Source organism: Pleionea sp. CnH1-48 (genome assembly GCF_024124665.1).
Taxonomy (GTDB): Bacteria; Pseudomonadota; Gammaproteobacteria; order Enterobacterales; family Kangiellaceae; genus JAMXSB01.
Map to the genome: position 1 here is coordinate 262751 of NZ_JAMXSB010000006.1, position 23116 is coordinate 285866.

At 41.0% G+C, this 23116-nt stretch carries 18 protein-coding genes; 15 read left to right on the forward strand and 3 right to left on the reverse strand.

Going from position 1 to position 23116, the window contains the following annotated elements; genetic code table 11:
- Positions 1 to 39 precede the first annotated feature (39 nt).
- Positions 40 to 1194, reverse strand: coding sequence for an aromatic ring-hydroxylating dioxygenase subunit alpha (locus NH399_RS11555; RefSeq protein ID WP_253040389.1), 1155 nt, complete (start codon positions 1192 to 1194; stop codon positions 40 to 42).
- Positions 1195 to 1446: 252 nt separating this feature from the next.
- Between NH399_RS11555 and NH399_RS11560 the strand changes: the two genes are divergently transcribed.
- The 10 genes from NH399_RS11560 (at position 1447) to NH399_RS11605 (ending at position 10608) form a co-directional block, all read left to right on the forward strand.
- Entirely contained in the window at positions 1447 to 1899 is a 453-nt protein-coding gene (locus NH399_RS11560) for a hypothetical protein (protein WP_253040390.1), read from the forward strand.
- A gap of 1 nt (position 1900) precedes the next feature.
- Positions 1901 to 2440 carry a DUF1569 domain-containing protein gene (locus tag NH399_RS11565; protein WP_253040391.1) on the forward strand — a complete coding sequence of 180 codons (540 nt, stop codon included), beginning with the start codon at positions 1901 to 1903 and terminating at the stop codon, positions 2438 to 2440.
- Positions 2441 to 2642: 202 nt separating this feature from the next.
- Entirely contained in the window at positions 2643 to 2852 is a 210-nt protein-coding gene (locus NH399_RS11570; protein ID WP_253040392.1) for a cold-shock protein, read from the forward strand.
- A gap of 138 nt (positions 2853 to 2990) precedes the next feature.
- Positions 2991 to 3434 (forward strand): YaiI/YqxD family protein, encoded by a 444-nt coding sequence (locus NH399_RS11575; RefSeq protein ID WP_253040393.1) that lies wholly within the window; start codon positions 2991 to 2993, stop codon positions 3432 to 3434.
- 63 nt (positions 3435 to 3497) lie between these two features.
- Complete coding sequence (locus tag NH399_RS11580; RefSeq protein WP_253040394.1) at positions 3498 to 4058, forward strand: TetR/AcrR family transcriptional regulator; 561 nt, start codon at positions 3498 to 3500, stop codon at positions 4056 to 4058.
- Between the two features lie 231 nt (positions 4059 to 4289).
- A complete protein-coding gene (locus NH399_RS11585; protein ID WP_253040395.1) occupies positions 4290 to 5126 on the forward strand; it encodes an RNA polymerase sigma factor in 837 nt (278 codons plus the stop codon).
- A complete protein-coding gene (locus NH399_RS11590) occupies positions 5119 to 5742 on the forward strand; it encodes a hypothetical protein (protein WP_253040396.1) in 624 nt (207 codons plus the stop codon). Before NH399_RS11585 ends, NH399_RS11590 begins: the two co-directional genes overlap by 8 nt.
- Positions 5743 to 5762: 20 nt before the next feature.
- Positions 5763 to 7157, forward strand: a complete 1395-nt coding sequence (locus tag NH399_RS11595) for a peroxidase family protein (RefSeq protein ID WP_253040397.1) — start codon at positions 5763 to 5765, stop codon at positions 7155 to 7157.
- Complete coding sequence (locus tag NH399_RS11600) at positions 7135 to 7500, forward strand: hypothetical protein (protein ID WP_253040398.1); 366 nt, start codon at positions 7135 to 7137, stop codon at positions 7498 to 7500. Before NH399_RS11595 ends, NH399_RS11600 begins: the two co-directional genes overlap by 23 nt.
- On the forward strand, positions 7501 to 10608 hold the full coding sequence (locus NH399_RS11605) for a CHAT domain-containing protein (RefSeq protein WP_253040399.1): 3108 nt from the start codon (positions 7501 to 7503) through the stop codon (positions 10606 to 10608).
- 16 nt (positions 10609 to 10624) lie between these two features.
- Here the strand turns inward: NH399_RS11605 and NH399_RS11610 are convergent, their stop codons facing one another.
- Complete coding sequence (locus tag NH399_RS11610; RefSeq protein WP_253040400.1) at positions 10625 to 11398, reverse strand: ribonuclease H family protein; 774 nt, start codon at positions 11396 to 11398, stop codon at positions 10625 to 10627.
- 214 nt (positions 11399 to 11612) lie between these two features.
- Here NH399_RS11610 and NH399_RS11615 point away from each other — a divergent pair, with 214 nt between their 5' ends.
- From NH399_RS11615 to NH399_RS11635, 5 genes are all read left to right on the forward strand, one after another.
- Positions 11613 to 12614, forward strand: a complete 1002-nt coding sequence (locus NH399_RS11615) for an NAD(P)-dependent alcohol dehydrogenase (RefSeq protein WP_253040401.1) — start codon at positions 11613 to 11615, stop codon at positions 12612 to 12614.
- A gap of 132 nt (positions 12615 to 12746) precedes the next feature.
- Positions 12747 to 14315, forward strand: coding sequence for an ethylbenzene dehydrogenase-related protein (locus NH399_RS11620; RefSeq protein WP_253040402.1), 1569 nt, complete (start codon positions 12747 to 12749; stop codon positions 14313 to 14315).
- The gene (locus NH399_RS11625; protein WP_253040403.1) at positions 14315 to 14962 is read left to right on the forward strand and encodes a DUF1566 domain-containing protein; all 648 of its coding nucleotides are present in this window, start codon (positions 14315 to 14317) and stop codon (positions 14960 to 14962) included. The genes NH399_RS11620 and NH399_RS11625 overlap by 1 nt, the downstream gene beginning before the upstream one ends.
- A 120-nt stretch (positions 14963 to 15082) precedes the next feature.
- On the forward strand, positions 15083 to 17572 hold the full coding sequence (locus NH399_RS11630; RefSeq protein WP_253040404.1) for a pre-peptidase C-terminal domain-containing protein: 2490 nt from the start codon (positions 15083 to 15085) through the stop codon (positions 17570 to 17572).
- Between the two features lie 165 nt (positions 17573 to 17737).
- Positions 17738 to 18592, forward strand: a complete 855-nt coding sequence (locus NH399_RS11635; protein ID WP_253040405.1) for an alpha/beta hydrolase — start codon at positions 17738 to 17740, stop codon at positions 18590 to 18592.
- A 65-nt stretch (positions 18593 to 18657) separates the two neighbouring features.
- Here the strand turns inward: NH399_RS11635 and NH399_RS11640 are convergent, their stop codons facing one another.
- Positions 18658 to 22767: a PAS domain S-box protein gene (locus NH399_RS11640; protein WP_253040406.1), complete on the reverse strand. Its 4110-nt coding sequence runs from the start codon at positions 22765 to 22767 to the stop codon at positions 18658 to 18660.
- Positions 22768 to 23116: the final 349 nt, after the last annotated feature.

A 23116-nucleotide genomic window follows, 5' to 3' on the forward strand; every position in this document is an offset into this window, starting at 1 on the left:
AGTCCCTACAGTGACCTGCATAATGTGTTTAAAGGTGATTTACTCGGTTAAAAAAATATGCGCCTGTTCTGATTGAAAAAAGTCATCAGGCACAGAATTAAATAAACGCGATGCTAAAAACTGGCGAAAGTCGACCACCACTTTTTCCATGCTCACTAGTTTTCCTCCGTGACCAGTTTGAGCATGCATACCGCGCTGAACGCGCTCGCAGATGGCTTTGTCTTCTGCCATAAAATCAGCATTGAATTGTTCAAGTGCTTTATCTTTATAAGAACCCGAATATTCCATAATGCCACCAGAACGGATCACACAACGCTCAGGCCCATCGGGTAATACTTGAATCCAGTCAAAAGACTCGTAGGTCATAATGCCAATAAACGAGGGCGGCAAAAAAATGAGGAGATAATGATTGTAGGCTTCTGGATGACTTCCACTTAACCACTTCATTAACTTACTTTGAGTCTCAACCATACGACCGCCAGTAATGGCCCACTCTGAACTCCCCGCAACATAAAAAGATTGCTTACTGGGTGTTACGGTTTCTAAAGTATCTTTATGTACTTTAAACAGGTGATAGCTCTCTATGCCGTTTTCAACCGCTAATTTCCAATTAGCCTGCCAGTGTTCGGTTTCGCCATGGTAACCGTTACTAAAACGCTCGGGTTGAAAAAAGGCGAGGTATTCCTTAATACCTCGCAAACGTTCAGACAATGATAGAGGCTTGTCCGATAAATTAACGAAAAGCAACCCCATCCAACTTTCAAGTTGAAAGCCCGGCAGGCAATGCTCTTCTTTATCAACTACAACATCCCCCGGAAAAGGAACACCTTTCAGTTTGCCTTGATCGTCATAGGTCCATGCGTGATAAGGACAGACAATGTTTCGTTCGATATTGCCGAAGCCATCATCAAGCAATGGGGTGCCCCGATGACGACAAACATTAGATAACGCTCGAAGGGTGCCATCCTTACCACGAATGATCGCAATTAACTCTCCAGCCATATCAAATGCAAAATAATCCCCCGGTTTAGATAACTGCTGTTCGGCACAGGCGAATACCCACTCGCTACGAAAAACCTGTTTCGTTTCTTCTTCATACACAGACTTGTCGTGGTACACAGCGAAAGGCAAAGCCTTGGCCTGAGCAATGGATGCTTCTGCAAGCGATTGATAAGACTGAAAAAGCGCTTTCATCAAGTACTCCTATCCGGTGATGAATAGAGGACTACAAAGGCCTTACACTTACCTTTGTAGTCCTTCTTTGCCACATAGTGCTTCATAAAAAGACAGACACATTTATGAGACACAAATGTATCATATAACAACAAAAGATATGAGACAATAGCGTCTCATAAAATATTTGCGTTAAATTTGTTCAACCCTGATTAAATAATAGATAAAATTGATTCAAAATCAGGTTGTTCGGCTCTTAAGCCTACTCATTACATGACACAAAAAATTATTTATCGCTGGCTTCTCTTTGTCGGGCTGAGCCATGCTTTACTAGGAATTCTGTTCATCCTTATCGCTCAAAGTTCTCTCATCAATTTTTATCTTGAGCATCTTCAACAAGCCTTTGGTGTCGACTTATCCGCTCAAGAAGAATCTCTCGTCCGTAGGTTACTTCAATTGTTTGGCCCAACCGTTGCCAGCTGGGGACTATTATTCTGTATTGCAACTCATTCCTTTGTTCAGCAAGGCAAACTCGCAATAAAGTGGGCGCTTATGCTTGCTGTCTTGATCTGGTTTGTTTTTGATAGCGGCCTATCGCTTTATATGAGTCTCTATTACCATCTGATTATCAATCTTGTCGCAGCGACTAGCATTGTCATTCCATTATTACTACTTAAAGCACAACCAAGCCCAGCTGCGGTAACAGCAAACACCCCAGGAACTTAGTATGCAACGTCGTCAACTCCTCAAATGGTCTTTAATCGCAGGTACAACAACAACAGCGGCGGGCTCGGGGCTCTGGTGGTTACATAATGGTCCTTCACCCACACAGTTAAGTGCTTCGGCGATGATAGAGAAGCTCGAACACTTATCTCATCAATCCCTTGTTAGTACCGGAGTCTGGAGTCCTTATAAAATTTTTACTCATTGCGCTCAAAGCATAGAGTACTCTATGCAGGGCTTTCCGGAGCACAAACCAGAATGGTTTAAACATACACTTGGCGCTTTAGCATTCTCGGCTTTTTCTACGCGCGGGCAGATGCATCACAATTTGGCGGAACCTATTCCTGGCGCAACAGCTATTAACGACTCAGGAGATGTTCACCAGGCGATTCAACAGGTTATCCATTCTTTAAAACAGCTACAAATCAATGAAACCTCTTTAAAAGCGCATTTTGCCTACGGAGAGCTTTCTCTACAGGATACTTTACTAGCACACATACTCCACATTAATAACCACCTTCAGGAAATCAAAATTCAAGAGTAGAAGAAAGGACACTTTACTTGACTCAGTCATTAACTTGTATATAATTCACGCAGCTTGAAAGTACGTTTTATATTTATGCACACCATTTCGATGTTCTTCTCTGTTAGTTCCTCGTCCTGTTTATCATAATTAGCAACACTTTTAGCCAAAAAGCGCCATGATAATGGCTTAATTTATACACTTGAAATAATAGGATACGACTATGTCTACTACTACTGGCACTGTAAAATGGTTTGATGAATCAAAAGGTTTCGGTTTCATCGAGCAAGAATCTGGTCCAGACGTATTTGCACACTTCCGTGCAATCAACGGTTCAGGTTTCAAAACATTAGTTGAAGGCCAGAAGGTTGAGTTTGAAGTCACTCAAGGTCAAAAAGGCCCACAAGCAGAGAACATCACTGTAGTATCATAGTGAAGTGAACGACGAGACACTGTCTCGATCGCTCTTGTGAGACAAAAAAGGCAAGATTCTTAGGAACTTGCCTTTTTTTATGGCTGCAATATTCGATATGATAGCGCTGCCTCATGTTCCTATCTAAAAGGTAAAACTATGCAAATCTGGGTCGATGCCGACGCTTGCCCTGTCGTTATCAAAGACATTCTATTTAAAGCTGCCAATCGAGCAAAAGTATTGGTCACCCTGATAGCCAATCAATATCTGCGCACACCAGACTCACAATATATTCGTTTTGTGCAGGTGAGTTCCGGTTTTGATGTCGCTGATAACGAAATTGTTAAGCGAGCTGCTCCTGGAGATTTGGTGATTACCTCGGATATTCCACTAGCCGCCGAAGTGATAGACAAAGGTGCCCAGGCGTTAAGTCCCAGGGGCGAGCTTTATACCAAAGAAAACATAGGCTCTCGACTGAATATGCGGGATTTTATGGACACTTTAAGATCCAGCGGAATAGATACAGGCGGAGCTCCTGCAATGAGCCATGCTGATCGACAAGCTTTTGCCAATCATCTGGATAGAATACTGGCACAGAAATAATGTGGCTGGTTAAGCACTGTTTTTATGATACACTAGTGTCTCACTTATTGTATTGATGACTTTATGACAAACACTGACGCTCGAGCTGTTCGTTCACGAAAAGCTTTACTCAACTCTGCTGTAGAGTTGCTACTACAAAATCCACTGGCTTCTCTTAGCCAAATTGCAACGCATGCGGGCGTTGGACGTGCCACTCTTTATCGTCAGTTTGAAACTCGAGAACAATTGATTCTGGCGCTTGCCATTGAATCCCTCGAGTTAACCGACACGGCAATGAAGCCAATCAAAGAACAGCAGTTAACTGGCAAAGCAGCGCTTGAGTTGATGTTTCAGTTGATCATGCCACTTGCTGATCGTTATCATTTTTTGCTTTCACTTTGGAGCATTGTCGAGAAAGACGAACAGGTCACTCAAATTTATAACCGCCAACTTTCCGAATTATCAAAAATGGTCGAACAGGGAAAAAAAGAAGGCAGCATTAATAAATCTTTAGATACAGCATGGATTGTTTGTATTGTGGATAGTGTTGTTTACACCGCTTGGTGGATGATGGGAAATCAAGGAATGCGCGCAGAAAATGCTGCCGAACATGCAATAAAAACTTTTTTTAATGGCGTAGGTTAATTCACCTGTAAAAGTACTTTTTCTACCTACAAGTAAATACATTTTCTTTTTTCACATCCTGAGATTTACCACTTAAATCGTATCACCTATCTCAATAATTAATTGAATTATTTAAAAAATAAGCTCTCAGATTAGCTTGCTAATTGCCTGTTATGTTGTTGTCTTCTATGCTGATTAAGTAACTATTGCGTTCTGCGAATAACGACAACAATAACATCGGTGGAGACAACTTTGGCGACACTATTAAGCGAAGTTAAACGCACTCATCAAGATTATCCCGTGCAGCTTATCCAACGAATTCGATCTGGAGAAAGGCAAGCCGAACAGGAGCTGGTTACACATTATTGGCAAGGACTCTATTTTATTTTGAATCGACGTGCGCAAGACCCAGAATTAGCACGAGACATTGTTCAAGATGCTTTTATTGTTGTGCTAGAAAAAGCACGTAATGATCAAATAAAAAATCCCGCTGCGTTATCAGCTTTTATTCGTGAGGTAGGCGTTAATCTTCTTATCGCACATTATCGAAAGGAAAAACGCCGAGCGACAGATACCGATCCCGATATTGATATTCGTCCACCAGAAAGCAGTAGCTTGCTGAATCACAGCCTTCATAATGAGAAGCTTCTGGAAATCGTTCAACAACTGATGGATGAAATGAAAGTTGAGCGAGACCGAGAAATACTGAGGCGCTACTTTATTAGTGAGCAAACCAAGAAAGAAATTTGTGAAGCATTAGACTTAACGCCTGCACAGTTTGACCGAATCCTTCACCGTGCCAGAAGCCGACTTAAGCAATTGATTTTGTTTAAGCTATCCGGCTCAAAAGATCCAGATAATACCACTGACTTATTGTCTATCGTTTTGCTTACTTCTCTCAGTGTACCTTTTATGTATCAGGCTGAATCTTCGATAACAACAAACCAGCTATCTTTTTTTGCTCCCCAGGTGAGAGAGCCTCAAACTCTAAGTCACTTATATAATCAAGAGACAAGAATTGAGCTTCCATTCCATAGAGTTAACGTGTCAGATGTTAGAACACAGAAGGAGGAAATGCTCAATGGATAAAAAATATATCGAAGACAACATCGCAGAGAAGTACTTGCGAGGGCAATTGACGGCTGAGGAATCAGCGGAGTTCGAGGCTTACTTCATGGATAAACCTGAATTATTAGAGCAACTAGAGCTCGACAGGATTATGTATCAGGCCATGCCTTCAGCGGAATTGGCGAGTAAGAAAGAACAAGGGCTACGTTGGTTTGATGGTTTGTTTTTGAAAGCGTTGGTAGCGCCATTGTTGGTTGGTGCGGTTGGTTTGCAGTTATTGGTAGTTAGCCAAGAAAACAAAGAACCTGAGTTGATAGTAAATGAGCCAAAGTTTTTTGTTGATACGATGCGCAGTTCAAACATATCGAATGAACAGCATATTTCAATAACACTAAAAGATTCGACCCCATACTTCAAATTGATTATCACACCATACGCTTACAATCAAAAGCATACGGTTAACATTATTGATAGCACTTCTAGTAGCTTGATAGTAAGAGCAGAAGATATATTACCCAACGATGAGGGAGTCATATCACTGCTGCTGAAAAGCGATATATTTGAGAGCCAAGATTACACTCTTGAGATATCAAGCGAAGATAATAAAAGAGAAGTGAGAGTTTCTTTGATACGTTAACACCAAAGTAGGTAATAATCATGAAAAGTCATGGAGATGAAACAACAGGTAGCTTTTCCTCTTTATTTAACTCACCGAGTTGCTTGTTCCAAAGAGAGCTAATTATTGATTTAGGAAAAAGTATGTTCGAAAAGGGACCAAGAAGTTCATTCCCTCCAACAGGAGTCCCTTCTGGGTACACATATTTTGGTCAGTTTATCGACCATGATATTACACGATTAAAAAGAGGAGAAAACCCTCCAAGCTCACGTCCAAGGACTCTGAATGAGCTCATTCAATTACGAACTCCTCAGTTAGATCTTGATAGCATATATGGAGATGGATTTAATGACAGTTCAATTCCGATAGACAGGACAACGGGTAAGATGCATTTAGGTCCTTCAATAGATTCATCAGGAACGCTCCATCCTAATAAAGATTTACCAAGAAATGACAAGAAAAAGGCCTTAATAGGCGATGATCGAAATGATGAGAACTTCATAATATCTCAATTACATACGCAGTTCTTAAAGCTTCACAATAAAACTATTGATAAATTAGCGACTCATGGAAAAAGTGGAGTTCAAGCTTACGAAGAAGCCAAAAAAGAAACTATCTTAACCTACCAGCATGTCGTTTTACACGACTTCTTAAAAGAGCTTTGCGATCATGTTCTCTGGGAGATTATTGTTAACAAAGATACAAGCTTAATATGGGACACCTTAAAATGTGAAGAGCCAAGAATGCCTATTGAATTTTCTGGTGCAGCATTTAGGTTTGGCCATTCAATGGTAAGAAAAACCTATACTTTAAACTCCAAAAAACAAGCGATTCCAATTAGTGAAATATTTAATCTGACAGGGAAGGGCCAACTGAACAGCCAAGACTACGTTTTTGAAGAACAAATAATTGATTGGAAGTTCTTCTTTAAACTTAATAAAGATAGCTACATTGCCAACTTAGCTCTCCCTATAAATCCGTTTGTAAAAGTTGAGCTTCCTAACAATAAGACTGGAATAAAGCACCTATCATCTCTCAACTTACTCAGAGGCAATGAAATAGGTCTTCCTTGCGCACAAGCAATATTAGAGTCTATACCAAAGGAACTGAAAAAGCTTATAAGTATACTTCCAGAAGACAAAATAGATAAGCACAAGCTTCTAGAAAACGTATGTAAAGACTTCAAGAAAAAAACGCCCTTATGGTTCTACATACTTTCTGAAGCAGACAATATGAGCGATGGAAAAAAACTAGGCTCATTAGGTAGTCTTATAGTACTCGATACATTGAAAGGACTAATATCTCAGTCAAAAGTATCAATACTGGAATCTCCAGAATGGAGAAGCATGCATATAAATACACATCCTTTTAAAATTGAAGATATACTAACAGAAGTTAATAAGGAGACGGAACATGATAATTCTGGAAGACTTTGAAGGCCGATGGAAAAGTCTGGGAGACTCTAATAACTCAGGAGATCCAAAAAAAGATGACTATTACCCCAGCGATAATATTATTTTTAGGGTTCGAGTTGAAGACAACTTCATTTTATTTGAAAGTGAAGAACCATTGTTCGGTGAGTGGCTAAAAGAAGAGCCGTTCTACCTAAAACATGAAGCTCTAATTTCTCCAATAATGAATGCTAGAGGAACAAACTTACAAGAGGTTGTTCACTTAGCTCATGGTAGAAAAGATTTAATGATACACAATCTTGTATGGATAGAAGACATAAGTACCAAAGAGAGTACAAATGGTTCTTGGAGGTGTCGAAGAATTTAAATGCGCTATCAAGAACTTCTTATAGTAGCACTTTTAATTATTGCCTCTCTCCCGCAGAGAGGCTTTGCTTCGTGCTCAACAATAAACCCTAGTAAAAATGAGTATTTTATTGTCAAATCATCTAGTAGCATAGCTAGTTATGTTCAAATTGAGGGGGCTAGTAAAGTAAAGCTTGATCCCATTGAAGGAAGAAACCTTCCTATAGTAGTTCTCTCCCCACACACAACAAAAAACATCAGTCTCTGTAACAAGAATAAATATTCTAAGGAAGAACTATCTATCACTATTGAGGATAGGTATATTCCAAATAAAGGTGACAAAGAGATTTTATCCCTTATTAATAAAGCACAGTATTTTTGGGCCTTATCGGATCAAGAGTCAAAACTTAGTGCGATTAAGGCTTTAAAGTCTGCTCGTATGATAGACACATCTAATAACTGGCTAAAAGAAATCCGAACAATCCTATTAGCATCTTCTCTAGAGCAAATCTTCAAATATGAAAATGCTCTAACTGTAATTAATGACTTAGAGAACTCTCACTACTACCCACATACTTTCCACTTAATAAAAGCAAGATTACTCCTAAGACAGAACACCTTAGAAAAGTCTCTTCTGGAAATTAATAAATCAATAAAATACATGGCCGAAGGTCCCCAAAGATTAAAACTAAGCATGGCTATCGCGAATAACTTTCTTGCTGAGATCATGCTTTATAAGTCGAAAATATTGAAAGCAAAAGAGCTTTTAGATAAAGCATTAATTCTTTCCGGTGACGATCATCAAATAAAAGCACACATCTACAACAACATGAGTTTTTACAGATACCTTTCGGCAAAAAATGACTCAATGGAGATGAGGCCCTACCATATTAGGCTAGCGTTTAAGGAGCTGAATACCGCTAAGCACCATGCCGCCTTAGCAAACGATGATCATGTAATGGCTATTATTGAGAATAATTTTGGCTCATTTTATGAAAGAAATCATGAGTTAAGGAATGCGTTAAAAAGTTATTCAGCAGCATTCGAAATTGCCACTAAAGAGAATAACCGTGAATTACTATCTCTTATCTTAAAAAACCTAGGTCAAATCCATCAACACCTAGGAGATCTCAATAGCTCACAAAAAGAGCTTAACAATGCGCTCAAAATTACGAAGGAAGCATCCTCCTTTCAAGCAGCCATAATAAAGTGCATACTTGGCACAACTTATAGATTAAAAGGTGAAGTGGACAACTCTCGCATCCACCATGAGGAGTGCAATCAAGATTTAAAGAACCTAAAAAACCCAACGGCAGGTACCCAAAACAATATAATCAACTCATACTTAGAACTCGCCGAAGATTATAAGTTACTTGGAAATACTACCAAGTATGAAAAGAATTTATCAGAAGTAGAGTCAAGAATATCACTCCTCACGGACAATGATGTAAAAACAAAGTACTTTCTTCATAAAGCGAACGAGTCTATTGACAGAAACGACTTTCAATCATCTAGAAAATACTTTAACCAAGCATTGTCCTCATCAAAACAAGCCCGCTCTCAAGTTTTACACATTGATGTGCTATCGAAAATAATCGAGCTACATAAACAAAAAAAGCATTACTGGAATAATATATTTGAGATTCAAGAACTAGCAATTGATATGATAAATGACTATCATACCCACTTAGACTTGGAGCGAACCAGCCCTGCATGGAGCAACAAAACCCACAGTATTTATAAAAACCTTGCTAGTTTAGTATTGTCGAGCGGTTCTGATGACAAAGCATCAAAACTATACTACATATTGGAGAACTCGAGAGCTACATCGCTAAGGCTAAGGTTGGCGACTCGTCAAAAAAACTCTAGTCAGAACTCTCGTTTAGACAAAATTAGCAGTCTTCAGGAAAAAATAGTGACTGACTCAAATGGAAGCCAGTCTCTACACACAGAACTATATAATGAGCAGTCACTTAATATTTATGACTCGATAAGGAATAAAGGCAAGAACTCACTTCCTTCAATATTACCACTTAAAGAATCACAAGCGAAACTAAAACCGGACCAAAGCATACTTTACTACTTACTACTAGAAAAACACCTCTATCTTTTTGTTCTTGAAAAAGATAGAGAAGAGATATTGAAGATATCACCCTCTAACAAAGTAATAGATAAAATCAAAGAGTTTAGAGTATCAACGTCTTCTCAAAACCATCAAAAACCCAAGCTCCTATTGCAAGAGCTTTCGGAACTTTTACTTCCAAAAGATGTATTAACCAGCTTACAAAAAGACCTATTAATAATACCTCATGAAGCTCTTCATTATGTTCCTTTTTCAGCACTACCAATATCATCAAAAGGTAACCAGCCGATTATTAATAGTAAAACAATCACTTTCATCCCATCAGTTTCCAGCTACTTTTATGTTAAGAATAAAAAGGTGAAGTTTAGTAAAAAGCTCAGTATATTTTCCAACCCAGTTTTTGATAAGAAGAATATCACCCTAGCTTCGAGCGATCACTTCCGCTCTTGGAAAAGCAATCTATCACCACTTCCTTTTTCAGAAGTCGAAATGAATAACATCGTTAATATTTTTGGGAAAGAAAACGCAAATACTTTTTCGAAAGAGTCAGCGACCCGTAAGAATCTCTATAGAGAAGAAGTTAGAAACTCCCAAATTTTACATATTGCAACTCATGGGTATTTCAACCCGGAGTCTCCTGAATATTCAGGAATCATACTATCAGTTATTAACGAGAAACACGAAAAGATATCTAGTTTCGTTACCTTTACAGATATTTTTAGTCGGCCATTTAATAATGAACTGGTTGTTATTAATGGCTGTGACACAGCCAAAGGGATTGAGCGAAAAGGGGAAGGGGTGGTAGGCCTTAGCCGGGGGTTTATGGCTCAAGGAGTGGACCATGTTATATCAACCTTATGGCCAGTATCAGATGCAGCGTCAGAGCGATTTATGACATTATTCTATAAGAATTTAAAGAAGGAGAGAAGCCTTCCCAAAGCTTTAAAAATAACTCAAAACCAGTTCAGAAAAGGAATATACAGTTCCCCTTTTTATTGGGCGCCATATATCCTCACAAGTACCAGCCCAGATAACGTAATAGATTAAGTATCTGTTAGAATAATTACCCAGTCCGCATAGCCAACAAGTAAGGAATATTCATATCCCCAGCATAACGATGAAAACGTTTATCTTTCTTTTCAATTGCTAATATCGACATACGATCAGCCAGTTCATTACCTTCGATCCCAACGTGCCCATTCACGTGATGGATCTTAATCTCATCTTTTACTTCTTGATACAAAGCATACATAGTTTGAATCAAAGCAAGGTTTTTAATTTCGCCACCAGATTTTTTCCAGCCTTTTTTCTCCCAGCCAGCAGCCCATTGAGTGATGCATTGGATGGAGTACTTAGAATCACAAAAAATAACAACGCTGCTGTCTTTTTTAATTTCTTTCTGCGCAATCAACATCGCTTGATGCAAAGCGTTAAGTTCGGCAGTATTATTAGTTCCGCGAGGATTGTATAAACCGTACCATAATTCATCGAGCACATTATCTCGATAAATCGCAATACCAGAACCTGCATTACCAGGATTCGGGTCACACCCGCCATCAGTAAAAATCTTGGTATCGGCTTTAAGTGCGTTCACCTCTTCGGCAGTGTAACTTTTTAAACCGCCCTTTTTAGCGCCTGTGCCTTTACTACCACTTGAAGACTTGCCTGCAAAAACTACACTACTGCTGCCTTTAAACGCCTCTTCGGCTTCAGCTCGAGTTGGGTACGATTTATAACGTGCGCCCGTAAAGCCATCTACCTGCTTTTTACACGACATCCAGTCGGTATAAATTCCCGGCTCACGCCCTTTCCAAACCACATAGAACTTACTTGCCATAACGCTTTAGCATCCACAAAAATCAATTGGTAAATATTATACGAGGGAACAGCAACGAAGACAAAAACGACAGCAATCTTGGTAACAACTGCTTCTTTTTCGGTCAGTCTATTAAAATAAGAAGCATCTATCTCATTAGAGCTATTTGATTTTTGCCTTAGTGCCCAGATTTAACTAAACAATACTTAATACAACAGCCTTAGAGGATCCCTCTATGATTAATGCCCTTGCGGTACAAGAGCCCGGCGGTGAGTTAACTCCTTATCAATACGATCCAGGCCCACTTCAACCTGACGAAGTTGAAATCGATGTTGCTTACTGTGGAATCTGCCATAGCGACATCAGCGTGATCGACAACAGTTGGGGCAACAGTCAATATCCTTTGGTACCTGGCCACGAAGTCGTTGGACACATAGCGCAGACAGGTAGCCAGATAACTCATTTAAAGTCAGGCCAGGCAGTCGGACTCGGCTGGCACTCAGGTTACTGCGGTCATTGCGATTACTGCCATACGGGAGAGCACAATCTTTGCTCGGATTCACAAGCCACCATCATTGGCCATCATGGCGGTTTTGCAGACAAAGTGCGCGCCAAGGCCCATAGCGTGGTCCCAATTCCTGACAACATCGATCTAGCCAGCGCAGGCCCGCTGTTTTGTGGTGGTATTACGGTTTATAACCCCATGGTCCAATTTGATATCAAACCCACCGATAAAGTAGCCGTTATTGGTATCGGCGGTCTTGGTCACATGGCGCTGCAATTTCTAAACGCCTGGGGATGTGAAGTTACCGCTTTTACGTCCAGCGAAAGTAAACGTCAGGAAGCGGTAAAATTAGGCGCTCACCATACACTCAACTCTCGCGATACGGATGAGCTTATGGCAGCGAGTGGACGTTTTGACTACATTCTGTCAACGGTCAATGTCAAATTAGACTGGAACCTCTACCTGAGCACCTTAAGCCCTAAAGGTCGATTTCATTTTGTCGGCGCGACTTTGGAACCACTGGACATCAGCGTGTTTTCACTGATTGGTGGGCAACGTTCTGTATCGGGCTCACCAGTAGGAAGCCCTGCAGTGATGAGGCAGATGCTAGAGTTTGCGGGACACCATAAACTGGCTCCAGTCGTCGAAGAATATACTTTTGATCAAGCCAACGAAGCCATTGCTGCCTTGCGCAAAGGTGATGCTCGCTATCGCATAGTGCTAAAAAAGTAGTTCTCTCATCCCACCACAGCGCTAACAAACATAAAAACTGTGAAATAGGTTAGCGCTTTCTTGCCATAAGAATGTAATCTTACTGACATATCATCCTCGACCTCAATGCCAAACTCAGGCGGATAACTGTCAGTGAATTCAAGCCTCTTTTGGGTGGCCCTCCACCTTAGCCTTATTCTGGTTACTTTTAATAACCTGTTAACAGGCTTACGCATTGCTACTCAAAGCCGACCAGAAATCATGGTATTAAACGGCTTACTGCCTCAAGGTTTAATGCATCGCTGGCACTACGCAGGCGCCTTAGTCCTGCTCACCATTACCGTTGCTTTTCTTATCTACCAGTTTGGATTAAAGCGAACAACAAAATCGAGTCAGCCAAACGTCAGCCTTTATCATCGCGTCGTCACCTGGTTTGGCTATCTAACTTTTATCTGCATCATGCTTACAGGCGCCGCTCTTTATTGGCAACTACTGCCTAATGCATGGCTCAATGATATCCATTTTTACGCGGCTCTGTGCATCTGTCTTTATATACTGCTTCATGCAGCGATCTACTTTGTGCAATATGGAATGAAAGTCATTAAGTTTATTTTAGTGACTTCACCCACTAACAGAAAAACTCACGGCGTAATGGTTGTGGCCACCTTGACACTTGGCCTGCTATTAAACTTTGCATTATCCACACAAAAAACAATTCCTCTTACTGTCCACAAAGTGGATATCAAAGAACTGATCAACATTGATGGCCAAGCAAATGAATCCATTTGGCAATCGATTGAGCCTGTTTCTGTATGGACTTATGGTGGTGCTAACTTTGTTGATGGCAGTACGCAAGTACAGATAAAGACTATTGAGAATGGTGTCGAGGCTTTTTTTCACATCGAGTGGCAAGATCCCACCAAAAGCTTAAAGCATCTGCCATTGAAAAAAACAGCAGATGGTTGGCAGATCCAACAGTCTGGCTTCTATCAATTTGATGAAACCGAATTCTATGAAGACAAACTCGCGGTTATGTTATCGGATAGCTGTGATGCAGGTGGCTCGGCCACCGCTCATTTGGGGCCAAAGCCTTTGAGTGACAAACCTGCCAACTGGCATGGCAAGGGTTACCACTATAGCTATTCTACGAAGCAAACAGACATCTGGCATTGGAAAGCCGTTCGAACCAACGATATGATTTTAGCGGATGATAATTTCTTTGGTAAACCACAAACCGCTCGCCCAGGAGATAGGCGATATACCGCAGGCTATACTCCAGATGGAAAAGAGTCCGGCGCTTACGTTATGAACTGGAAGTGGTATAACAAAGACATCATTACGCCCAAACGACTGCCCAAATCCGCACAACAGCTTGCTTCCTTTCAACAGTCTGATAATGCTTCAGCTCTCAACTGGATAATTCCATGGTTTGGATACGAACCATACCAAAAAGCCAAGGATAATTATCCTATTGGCACCATCATGCCATCCGTGATGTATCGTTCAAACCGATTTGAAGGTGATCGAGCTGACGTTCGAGCCTTCGCCCAATGGAACAATGGCAAATGGTCTCTGGAGTTAAGTCGTAAACTGGATACAGGTTCAAACAATGATGTGAAATTGCAATCAGGTGTTTGTTTGTGGATTGCTGCTTTTGATCATGCACAAATTGCGCATACACGACACAGTCGCGCTCTGCAACTTCAATGGCAGGATTCATAATGATCATCCGAGCTCTATCACTAATATTTGTTTTTATTGTGTTTGCAATCTATGCGGCAATATCAAAACCAGAACTTCCAGAAAAACCAATGTCTCAGCGCTATCAAAAGCTCAACAGCTCAGGACAACCCATTGCTCCGTGGGCAGGTCCATGGTCTTGCGTTTTAGATCAAAAAACAGGGCTTGTCTGGGAAGTAAAAAACGATGCCGAAAATATCCATGATGCCTACTGGACTTACTCCTGGCAGCTCAACAACATGGGTGTAGCTGATCGGGGCGACTGTTACTTTGAACCAAATCGCTGTGATACCGACGATCTCATTCGCCGAGCGAATCAACAACAAACCTGCGGTATTCATCAATGGCGTTTGCCAACGAAAGAAGAACTGCTCACTTTAGTCAGCCATGATCTTCGTCCGGGAGAAGCCACCATTGCAAAAGATTTTTTCCCTCACACCAAGCGCGGTGACTATTGGACATCAACAGCGAACCAACCATTAGAAGGCGCTTTTAAGCATCTAGGCCACGGCGCTTACGCTGTTAACTTTATCACAGGTGAAGCCATAATTATTCCTTATCGCAATGCTGCATTTGTGCGACTGGTCGCAGAAACTAAAACAGAAAAGACACTCTCTTTAATCAAATAAAACGCTTTTGCCAATAAAATTGAATTTTGCCAACCGGTACCTTTTCTGCACGACTAAAATGTAATCAAATAGTAAAAATTCTACTGTATAGTCGCGCCATCTATTATTCCGGAGACCACTATGAAAACGACAATCTCTCTGGCATCTTTGTTCGCAACGTCGCTGTTTTTTGCCAACCATGCCACTGCTGCAACCAAACACTACCGAGTTATCTGGGACCAAAACCCTGCAAATAATGCTGTTATCGCCTTTTCACCAGATGGCAGCAGTAACTCTCCTTATGTAAAGTTTGGCTACTCAACCAACGAGTCACAATGGGCAACTCGCCAGGTAACATCGACCGAAGTATTTCGCAGCTCTTTAACCAGTCACTTTGTTCGTTTAAATGGTCTTAACGCTAACACGCCAGTTTATTTTAGAGTGTGCGACTCTAGCGGTTGTGGTGATCGATTATGGTTTAAAACAGCTCCCACTGATAATCAACCTTATGTAGCCATTGCCGGTGGTGATACACGAACAGGTTGGACTAATCGCCGCCAAGGAAATCAATTAGTTGCTAAGGTTCGCCCTTTGTTTATTATGCACGGTGGTGACTTTACTAATGCCAATAACGCTTCAGAAATGAATCAGTTTCTGGAAGATTGGCAACTTACATTTTCGAGTGACACCATCGATGGCATAGCCTACAAACGTGTCTATCCGTTGATTCCTACTCACGGTAACCATGAAGACAACAACTACCAAACCTTGTGTGAAGTGTTTGGTGTTGATTACAACAACGATGGCAACTGTAATCCAAGTGACACTTATGGTGGCTTTAATATTTCACCATTGCTTCGAGTTTATACACTCAACAGTCAGTTTAAAAATAGCGGATGGTCCTCCTACGCCAGTGCAATGAATAACTGGTTAAGCAGTGACTTACAGTCTAACGGCAGCTCTGCCAAATGGCGTTTTGCGCAATACCATAAACCCATGTTCCCTCACTACACTGGCAAGTCAGACAATACCGAGTTATTTAACTGGTGGGCAGACGACTTCTATAACCGAGCGATGAACCTGGTAGTCGAGTCAGACACGCACATCAACAAAATTACTCAATCTATTCGCCCTTCCGGTAGTTCATTTACAGCAACGACTTCTGGCGGAACGGTGTACGTGGGTGAAGGCAGCTGGGGTGCTCCAGCTCGCTCGGCAAATGATCCCAAGTCATGGACTATTGATTTAGCCAGCATCCAACAGTTTAAAGTCATTACCGTCTCCAATGACAATATCGAAGTACGCACCGCACAGTTTGATAGCAGTGCCAGCACCTTAAGCCGCACACAACGTGCGAATGATCCAACTCTGTTGCCTGGTAATGTTAACTGGTGGAATGCAAATAATATCGGCGAAGTTCTGCGCTTAACTCAAAATGCCGATGGCCGCTCAGTAATCGACTCTGGTAACAGTGGTGGTTCTGATTTAGAACTGTCGGCAACGGATGATACGTTTATTTCGAAAACGCAAAGCAGCCAAAACTTTAATGGTAGCTCAGAAGGACTACTTGCCGATGGAAGCGATTCTACTTATGGAGAAATGAAAACATTGATCAAGTGGGATTTATCAAACGTTCCAGCTTGCTCAACCATCACCAGTGCAAAAGTTCAATTTAATGTATTTAACCAGTCTGGCGGTGCTTACAATATTTACCAGAACTCAAACAGCTGGACAGAAAGCAATGCAACCTGGAACTCTGTTAACGGTTCAAATCATGGCTCATTGATGGCCTCATTTAATCCGAGTAGCACCGGCCTGCAAAGCATTACATTATCAAGCCATGGTCTTTCCATCGTTCAGGGTTGGCTACAAGGTAATAACAATGGCGTTATGATTGCCTCGGGTGGCACTTCTGATGGGATTGATATCAATTCGAAAGAACAAGGCAATGCTCCGAAGTTGTTATTAAACTATCAAACGGATCCTGATTGTGGAACCCCAGGAGAAACAGCACTTACTAATGGTCAGGCCGTGACGGGGATCAGTGGATCAAAAGGTTCTGAAGCATTCTATTATCTGGATGTGCCAGCGACAGCAACTTCTCTTAGCTTTGCATTAAATGGTGGCTCTGGTGATGCTGACCTTTATGTTAAGTTTGGTAACAAGCCCAGCACATCCAGTTATGATTGTCGCCCGTGGAAAAATGGCAACAATGAAACCTGTACTATTAGCAATATTCAGGCAGGTCGCTACTACGTCATGCTAAACGGCTATGCAAACTACTCAGGAACCAACCTGACAGGAACCTATTCGGAAGATACCAATACTGGTGGAAGTTTCTCGAAGTCATCATTATCAGGCGCATCGAATGCATGGCTCCACTACACTATCGACGTTCCAGCAGGCATGTCTTCGCTGTCAGTCAATATCAGTGGAGGCAGTGGAGATGCCGATGTCTATGTGCGTCGAGGCTCTCAACCCACATCATCGAGTTATGACTGTCGTCCGTGGAAGAATGGCAACAACGAAAGTTGTAGCTTTAACAATCCTGCTGCAGACACCTGGCATATCAGTATTCATGGATATTCCAGTTTTTCGGGCGTTGCTCTAAATGCTCAATGGAATCCATAGCAATAAAGCATCGATGATAAAATGCCAATAATAAAAGCCCATTAGCATGACTTGTTGATGGGCTTTTTTGTTAGCTTCTGATTCCAACTACCTATCATGAGGAATAGGGCCAAAGGATAAAAGCATTTATGTTAGGAACAATTTGAATTAAGTGAGCTGTATATCATGCCTTTTAAAACTCCATACACTAAACTTTTTTCCTTCTTATTAATCATAATTTCATTTCCATCCCTATCCCAAAGCCCTCCACCCAACGGACAAGCCATTACTCTTGGTAGTACCTACCCTATAAACTCAAAAGCTCTAAAGCAAGAAAGGAAAATTAATATTTACCTTCCACCCGGCTATAGCGAAGGCTCCAAAAAATACCCAGTCCTTTACTTACTCGATGGCGGATTGCATGAAGATTTCTTTCATATTATGGGCATTGCATCGCTAGCGGCAGATTATCGAAAAATACGCCCCTTTATACTGGTCGGCATAGAAGGAATTAATCGTTATTATGATCTCACAACAAAGTCCATTGTCCCCGAAGATATTAAAAGCATCCCTAAAAATGGCGGCGCGATAAAATTTCGCCAGTTTTTAATAGAAGAAGTTCAGCCTTTCGTAAATGCTCATTGGCGAGTGTCGGATGAGAGAATCCTTATGGGAGAGTCTCTAGCTGGTCACTTTGTACTAGATACTTTCATAGAAACACCTAATGCTTTTAGTGGTTATATTTCGGTAAGTCCTTCAATGTGGTGGAATAATCAAGCGTTGGCGAAAAGTGCTCAGAATAAACTCGACCCTCATAAATTATTAAGAAGTGCTCAGCTATTTATCACGATTGGCAATGAAGGTGGTGACATGCGTAAAGCTCTGGATCACTTTGTTGGAGCTCTTAAAAAACACGCACCTTCAAATCTAGTGTGGCAGTTTTCGCCAATGGAACAAGAAAGTCATGCCACTATTTTTCATCCTGCGGCACTACAAGGCGTACGTACGCTATTAAAAACGGAGGAAAAAGCGAGTCAGTAGGCTTTATCAGAAGCGCATGATTGTTGAGTAGATCCTTATTTATCCAAAACCTAAATCTACTCAGTTTATTCAGACATCCAGTATCGGATTTTATTCTCGAGCGCTTTAACATCTACAGGTTTAGTCAGATAGTCGTTCATCCCGGACAGGATGCACTTTTCTCTGTCTCCTTTCATAGCATTAGCCGTCATTGCTATGATAGGAATATTCTTGTACCGCAATCCAGCTTCACCAGAACGAATATTTCGAGTTGCTTCATATCCATCCATAACCGGCATCTGGCAATCCATAAGAATAAGCTCATAGGGTTCGCTTTCTGATGCCTGAGTCAGAGTATTGATGGCTTCACTTCCATCGGCAGCAATATCACACGCCAAGCCAATCTTCTTTAATACACCTTTAGCGACAACCTGATTCACAAAGTTATCTTCTACCAGAAGCAAGCGAATATCTGATAATGCCTCCATACTAAGGTTTCGTTTTTCTTTTTCCAAACCTTCATGACGCAATTCCGACAAATAATGATGGGTCACTAAAGGTTTGGCTTCTTCAAGAACATCGCCTCCAGCCAATACAACTGCCAAGGCATCAAAAAGATCTGCCGTTGTGGCGGGTTTCGGAAAGTAAGCACAAAAGCCAATATCAGCGAGTTGCTTGGCATCACCTCGCTGACCAATCGATGTCATCATAATCATCTTCATGCTATCAAACTTACTCTCACGTCGAATCTTTTTTCCTAACTCAATGCCATTGACACCTTTTAAGTCTTTGTCAATAAAAGCGACTTTAAAGAACTCCTCTTTAGAAAAGCTGGCACGTTCTTCCAGCATATTAAGCGCCCTATCAGCATCTTCTGCTTCAAAAACTCTGGCACCCCATAACCTAAACTGACAACTTAATACCTCTCGATTAGTTGCATTCTTATCAACAACAAGAATAGGCATTTCGTTAATATCTACATCAGGGACCACTTTTCTCGATTTAGAACTTTCTTTCAACATAACCAAAAAACTAAATCGGGTTCCTTTGCCCTCTTCGCTGTCGACAGAAATATCACCGCCCATTAATTGGCAAAGATCTTTAGCAATTGCGAGTCCAAGTCCAGTGCCGCCATACTTTCGTGTCGTCGATGCATCAACCTGGGTAAATGATTCAAACAATCCACTGAGCTTTTGTGGTGCAATGCCTATTCCGGTATCTTCTACAATACAGTGTAATTGTAACTGTTCGAATGAAAGCTCTTTTAAACGAGCGGTAACGCGTATCTCTCCAGTCTCTGTAAATTTAATGGCATTACTAATCAAATTCATCAATATCTGACGCAATCGCCCAGGATCGCCTTTAACCATTGACTGCTCTACTCCGGCCACATCCAGTATTAACTCTAAACCTTTTTCTTGAGCTTTTAATCCCATCGATTCAGCTAAGTCACCCAACTGGCTACGTAAGTTGAAATCCAATACTTCAAGCTCCAGCTTCCCTGCTTCCACTTTAGAAAAATCCAAAATATCATTAATAATGGTAAGCAAAGAGTCGGCACTAGAACGTGCCAAAGAAACATAATGCTCCTGCTCTTTGGTAAGCTCACTCTGCTTTAATAACCCCAACATGCCAAGCACACCATTCATAGGTGTACGAATTTCGTGGCTCATACTCGCCAGAAACTCCGATTTGTAACGGGCTGCATTTTCTGCCGCATCTTTAGCTTCTATTAGCGCGAGCTCAGCACTTTTATTCAACGTGATATCTTGAAAACTCCATACTCGTCCAGCAGCCTCCCCAGCTACCGTCATTGGTTTTGAAGTTCTTTCGTAAACTCGTCCATCTTTAAAGAATAGAGTGTCAACGGACTCTGAGTCTTTGTCTTTGTGCAACTGTTCAATACGTTTTATAAATAACTCAGGCTCGATCAGCTGTTCAGATGCATGACATAACATGGCCGCTTCCTCTCCGTTCTTAGCCATATCCTCAGGAATATCCCACATATCTAAAAACCGTGCATTGGTTCTTAATATACTCCCCAGACCATTAGTTACCAAAATGCCACTTTTCGTCGACTCTAAAGTTGCTTCCAGCAAGGATAATGATTCCATTTGCTCAGACTCAGCTTTCTTTTGCTCCATAATGTCGAGATGAATACCAAGCATTCGTTTCGGTTTGCCGGACTCATCCCACTCAACAACCTGACCAGTATTCCAAACCCATACCCAATGACCATCCTTGTGGCGCATACGAACTTCTTGAAAGTAACGTTCAGTTTCACCGCGCCAGTATTGTTGCAGCAACAACTTAGAATTCTCGAAGTCTTTGGGGTGTGCCAAGTTAATCCAGGTATCTATATTGATTGGTTCAAGTTCCTCCAAAGTGTAACCAACGATATCAGCCCAACGCTTACTAAGCGAAGTTTCTCCCGTTTGAACTTGCCAGTCCCAGATACCGACGGCTGTACTTTCAATGACCAGCTCAAGTTGCTTATTACTTTCAGCTAACGCTTGCTCAGCTCTTTTCTGTTCGGATATATCGCGAATCAATCCCGTAAAAATAACGCCATCCTGAGTATTCACCTCCGATATTGCAATATTGATAGGGAACTCTTCGCCATTACTTCGAAGACCAACAAGCTCTCTTCTTCTCCCCATAATATTACTAACACGTTCTTTCAAATAATCAGAGATAAAATAGTCATGATGTTTAGCCATCCTCTCTGGCATTAAGATATTTAGCGATTGACCAATGACATCCTGTTCTTTAAGACCAAACATGTTCTCGGCAGCTGTATTAAAAGATAATATAAAACCACGTTCGTCAGCGGTAACAATCCCGTCAACTGCTGAGTTAACTATGGCGCTTAATCGCTCACTGGACTCTTGTGAACTGGCCGCTGTTTGCTTCTGTTTAATAAGAACGTTGTTCACTCGAAAGAGCAAGTTATGAAAACTTCTTGCCAGTACTCCGATTTCATCTTTTGACTCTACTGGCAAGAAGTCTAACGGTTTATTATTTTCGTAGTGCTCAATTACACGAGTCATTTTTGTGAGTGGGCTAACGAATTGGCGAGCCAGCCAAAATCCAAGAGTCATTGCAATAAGAGCAAGCACAACACCAAGACTCAAGGCTTTGTTACGAAACAGGTCTAGCTGCTTACTTAATTTATCAGTGTCGTGCTGAATCAATATATTGATGTCGTCCTGGTTACCATATTGATACAACGCAATGGTTCGAAAAAAGGATGCCGAAATCTTAGTGTTTTTTCCACCTAAACTAAGAACGGGCACAGCTTTTTCATCACTTCGAATTACCGAGGCAAGTGCAGAGAAATCATCTTGAATAAACTCATCTTTATCAAGGGCAAAGTCTGAAACACCAGTGTCATCAGAGCGATAAATATACTGTCCACTTTCTTTAGTTAAGTAAAAGTTTAACTCGCTAAGATGGGTACTTTTTACCTGTTCAATAAAGACTCCAAAGTCGACAGTAATCACTGTAACTCCAGCTAGAACTTCATTATAAGTAGGAACAATAACTTGAAAAACAACTTGGTGGGGCAACAGAACTCGACCATTACTTTCATTAAGGTAGATCTGTGATACATTGACAGCATCTTCATCCAAATCCATTTCATCAGAAAAGTAATGCCTTTTAATGCTGTCTTTTAGCATGTGATCGCTGCTACTAAAAATCCCTCTTTTTTTTCGTGTCACATTGACTAATTCACGAACACCTTGATGGTTGGTGATAAACTGAATATTAAGATAGTTATTTTTATGAAGTAGAATGTCAGTCCATTCTTTCTCTACTCTGACTTTCCATAAGTAAGATGCAACTTCATTATCTTCTAACATTGCATCAGACAACATTTTAAGAGAAGTTCTCTTGCTCAGAAGTTTAGCATCATTGATGGACTGCTCATAAAGCTGAGCTAATAAAGGCTCGACAAGACTGCTCTCGATCCTTAGCTCTTCGAGCTCTTTCTCTAAAAATAGCTTTTCACTTTCATAATAGAATCCCAAGCCAACAGTCAAAGCAATCACTAAAGATAAGAAGAAGATACCTATGGGTAGCTTAATGATAATAGGGAACTTGACCTCACCGATAGGTAGCTCACCGTCAGGAATACCTTTGCTACCAGAGGAAGTCTCATTTTTGGCCATGGGGTCTGAACTATTTAAAGACAAACCAAACACACCCCTTTACCAAAAATATTATGGGGCATTTTGATACGAGATGACAAAGCCTCATCACTCTCCCCTAAAGATACTTTTATGTCTATAACCAATGAATCTAGCTCGGAAAATTTAAGGCCTCAAACAGAGAGCACGCTCAGCGAGACTTGTCGATATAAGCACCTAACAACACACGAATAAGCCCAAAAAGTCTTACTAAAACATACTGTAAGAGGTAATAGTCAACGCAGTTTTTTCTAAAGCCTATTATTGTTTAACTTAGATATAACTTTATATAAATTAGCCTATATCTTGGTGTATTGCCTTGGTCTCCCCCAAAATATTTTGAAATAGAGATACC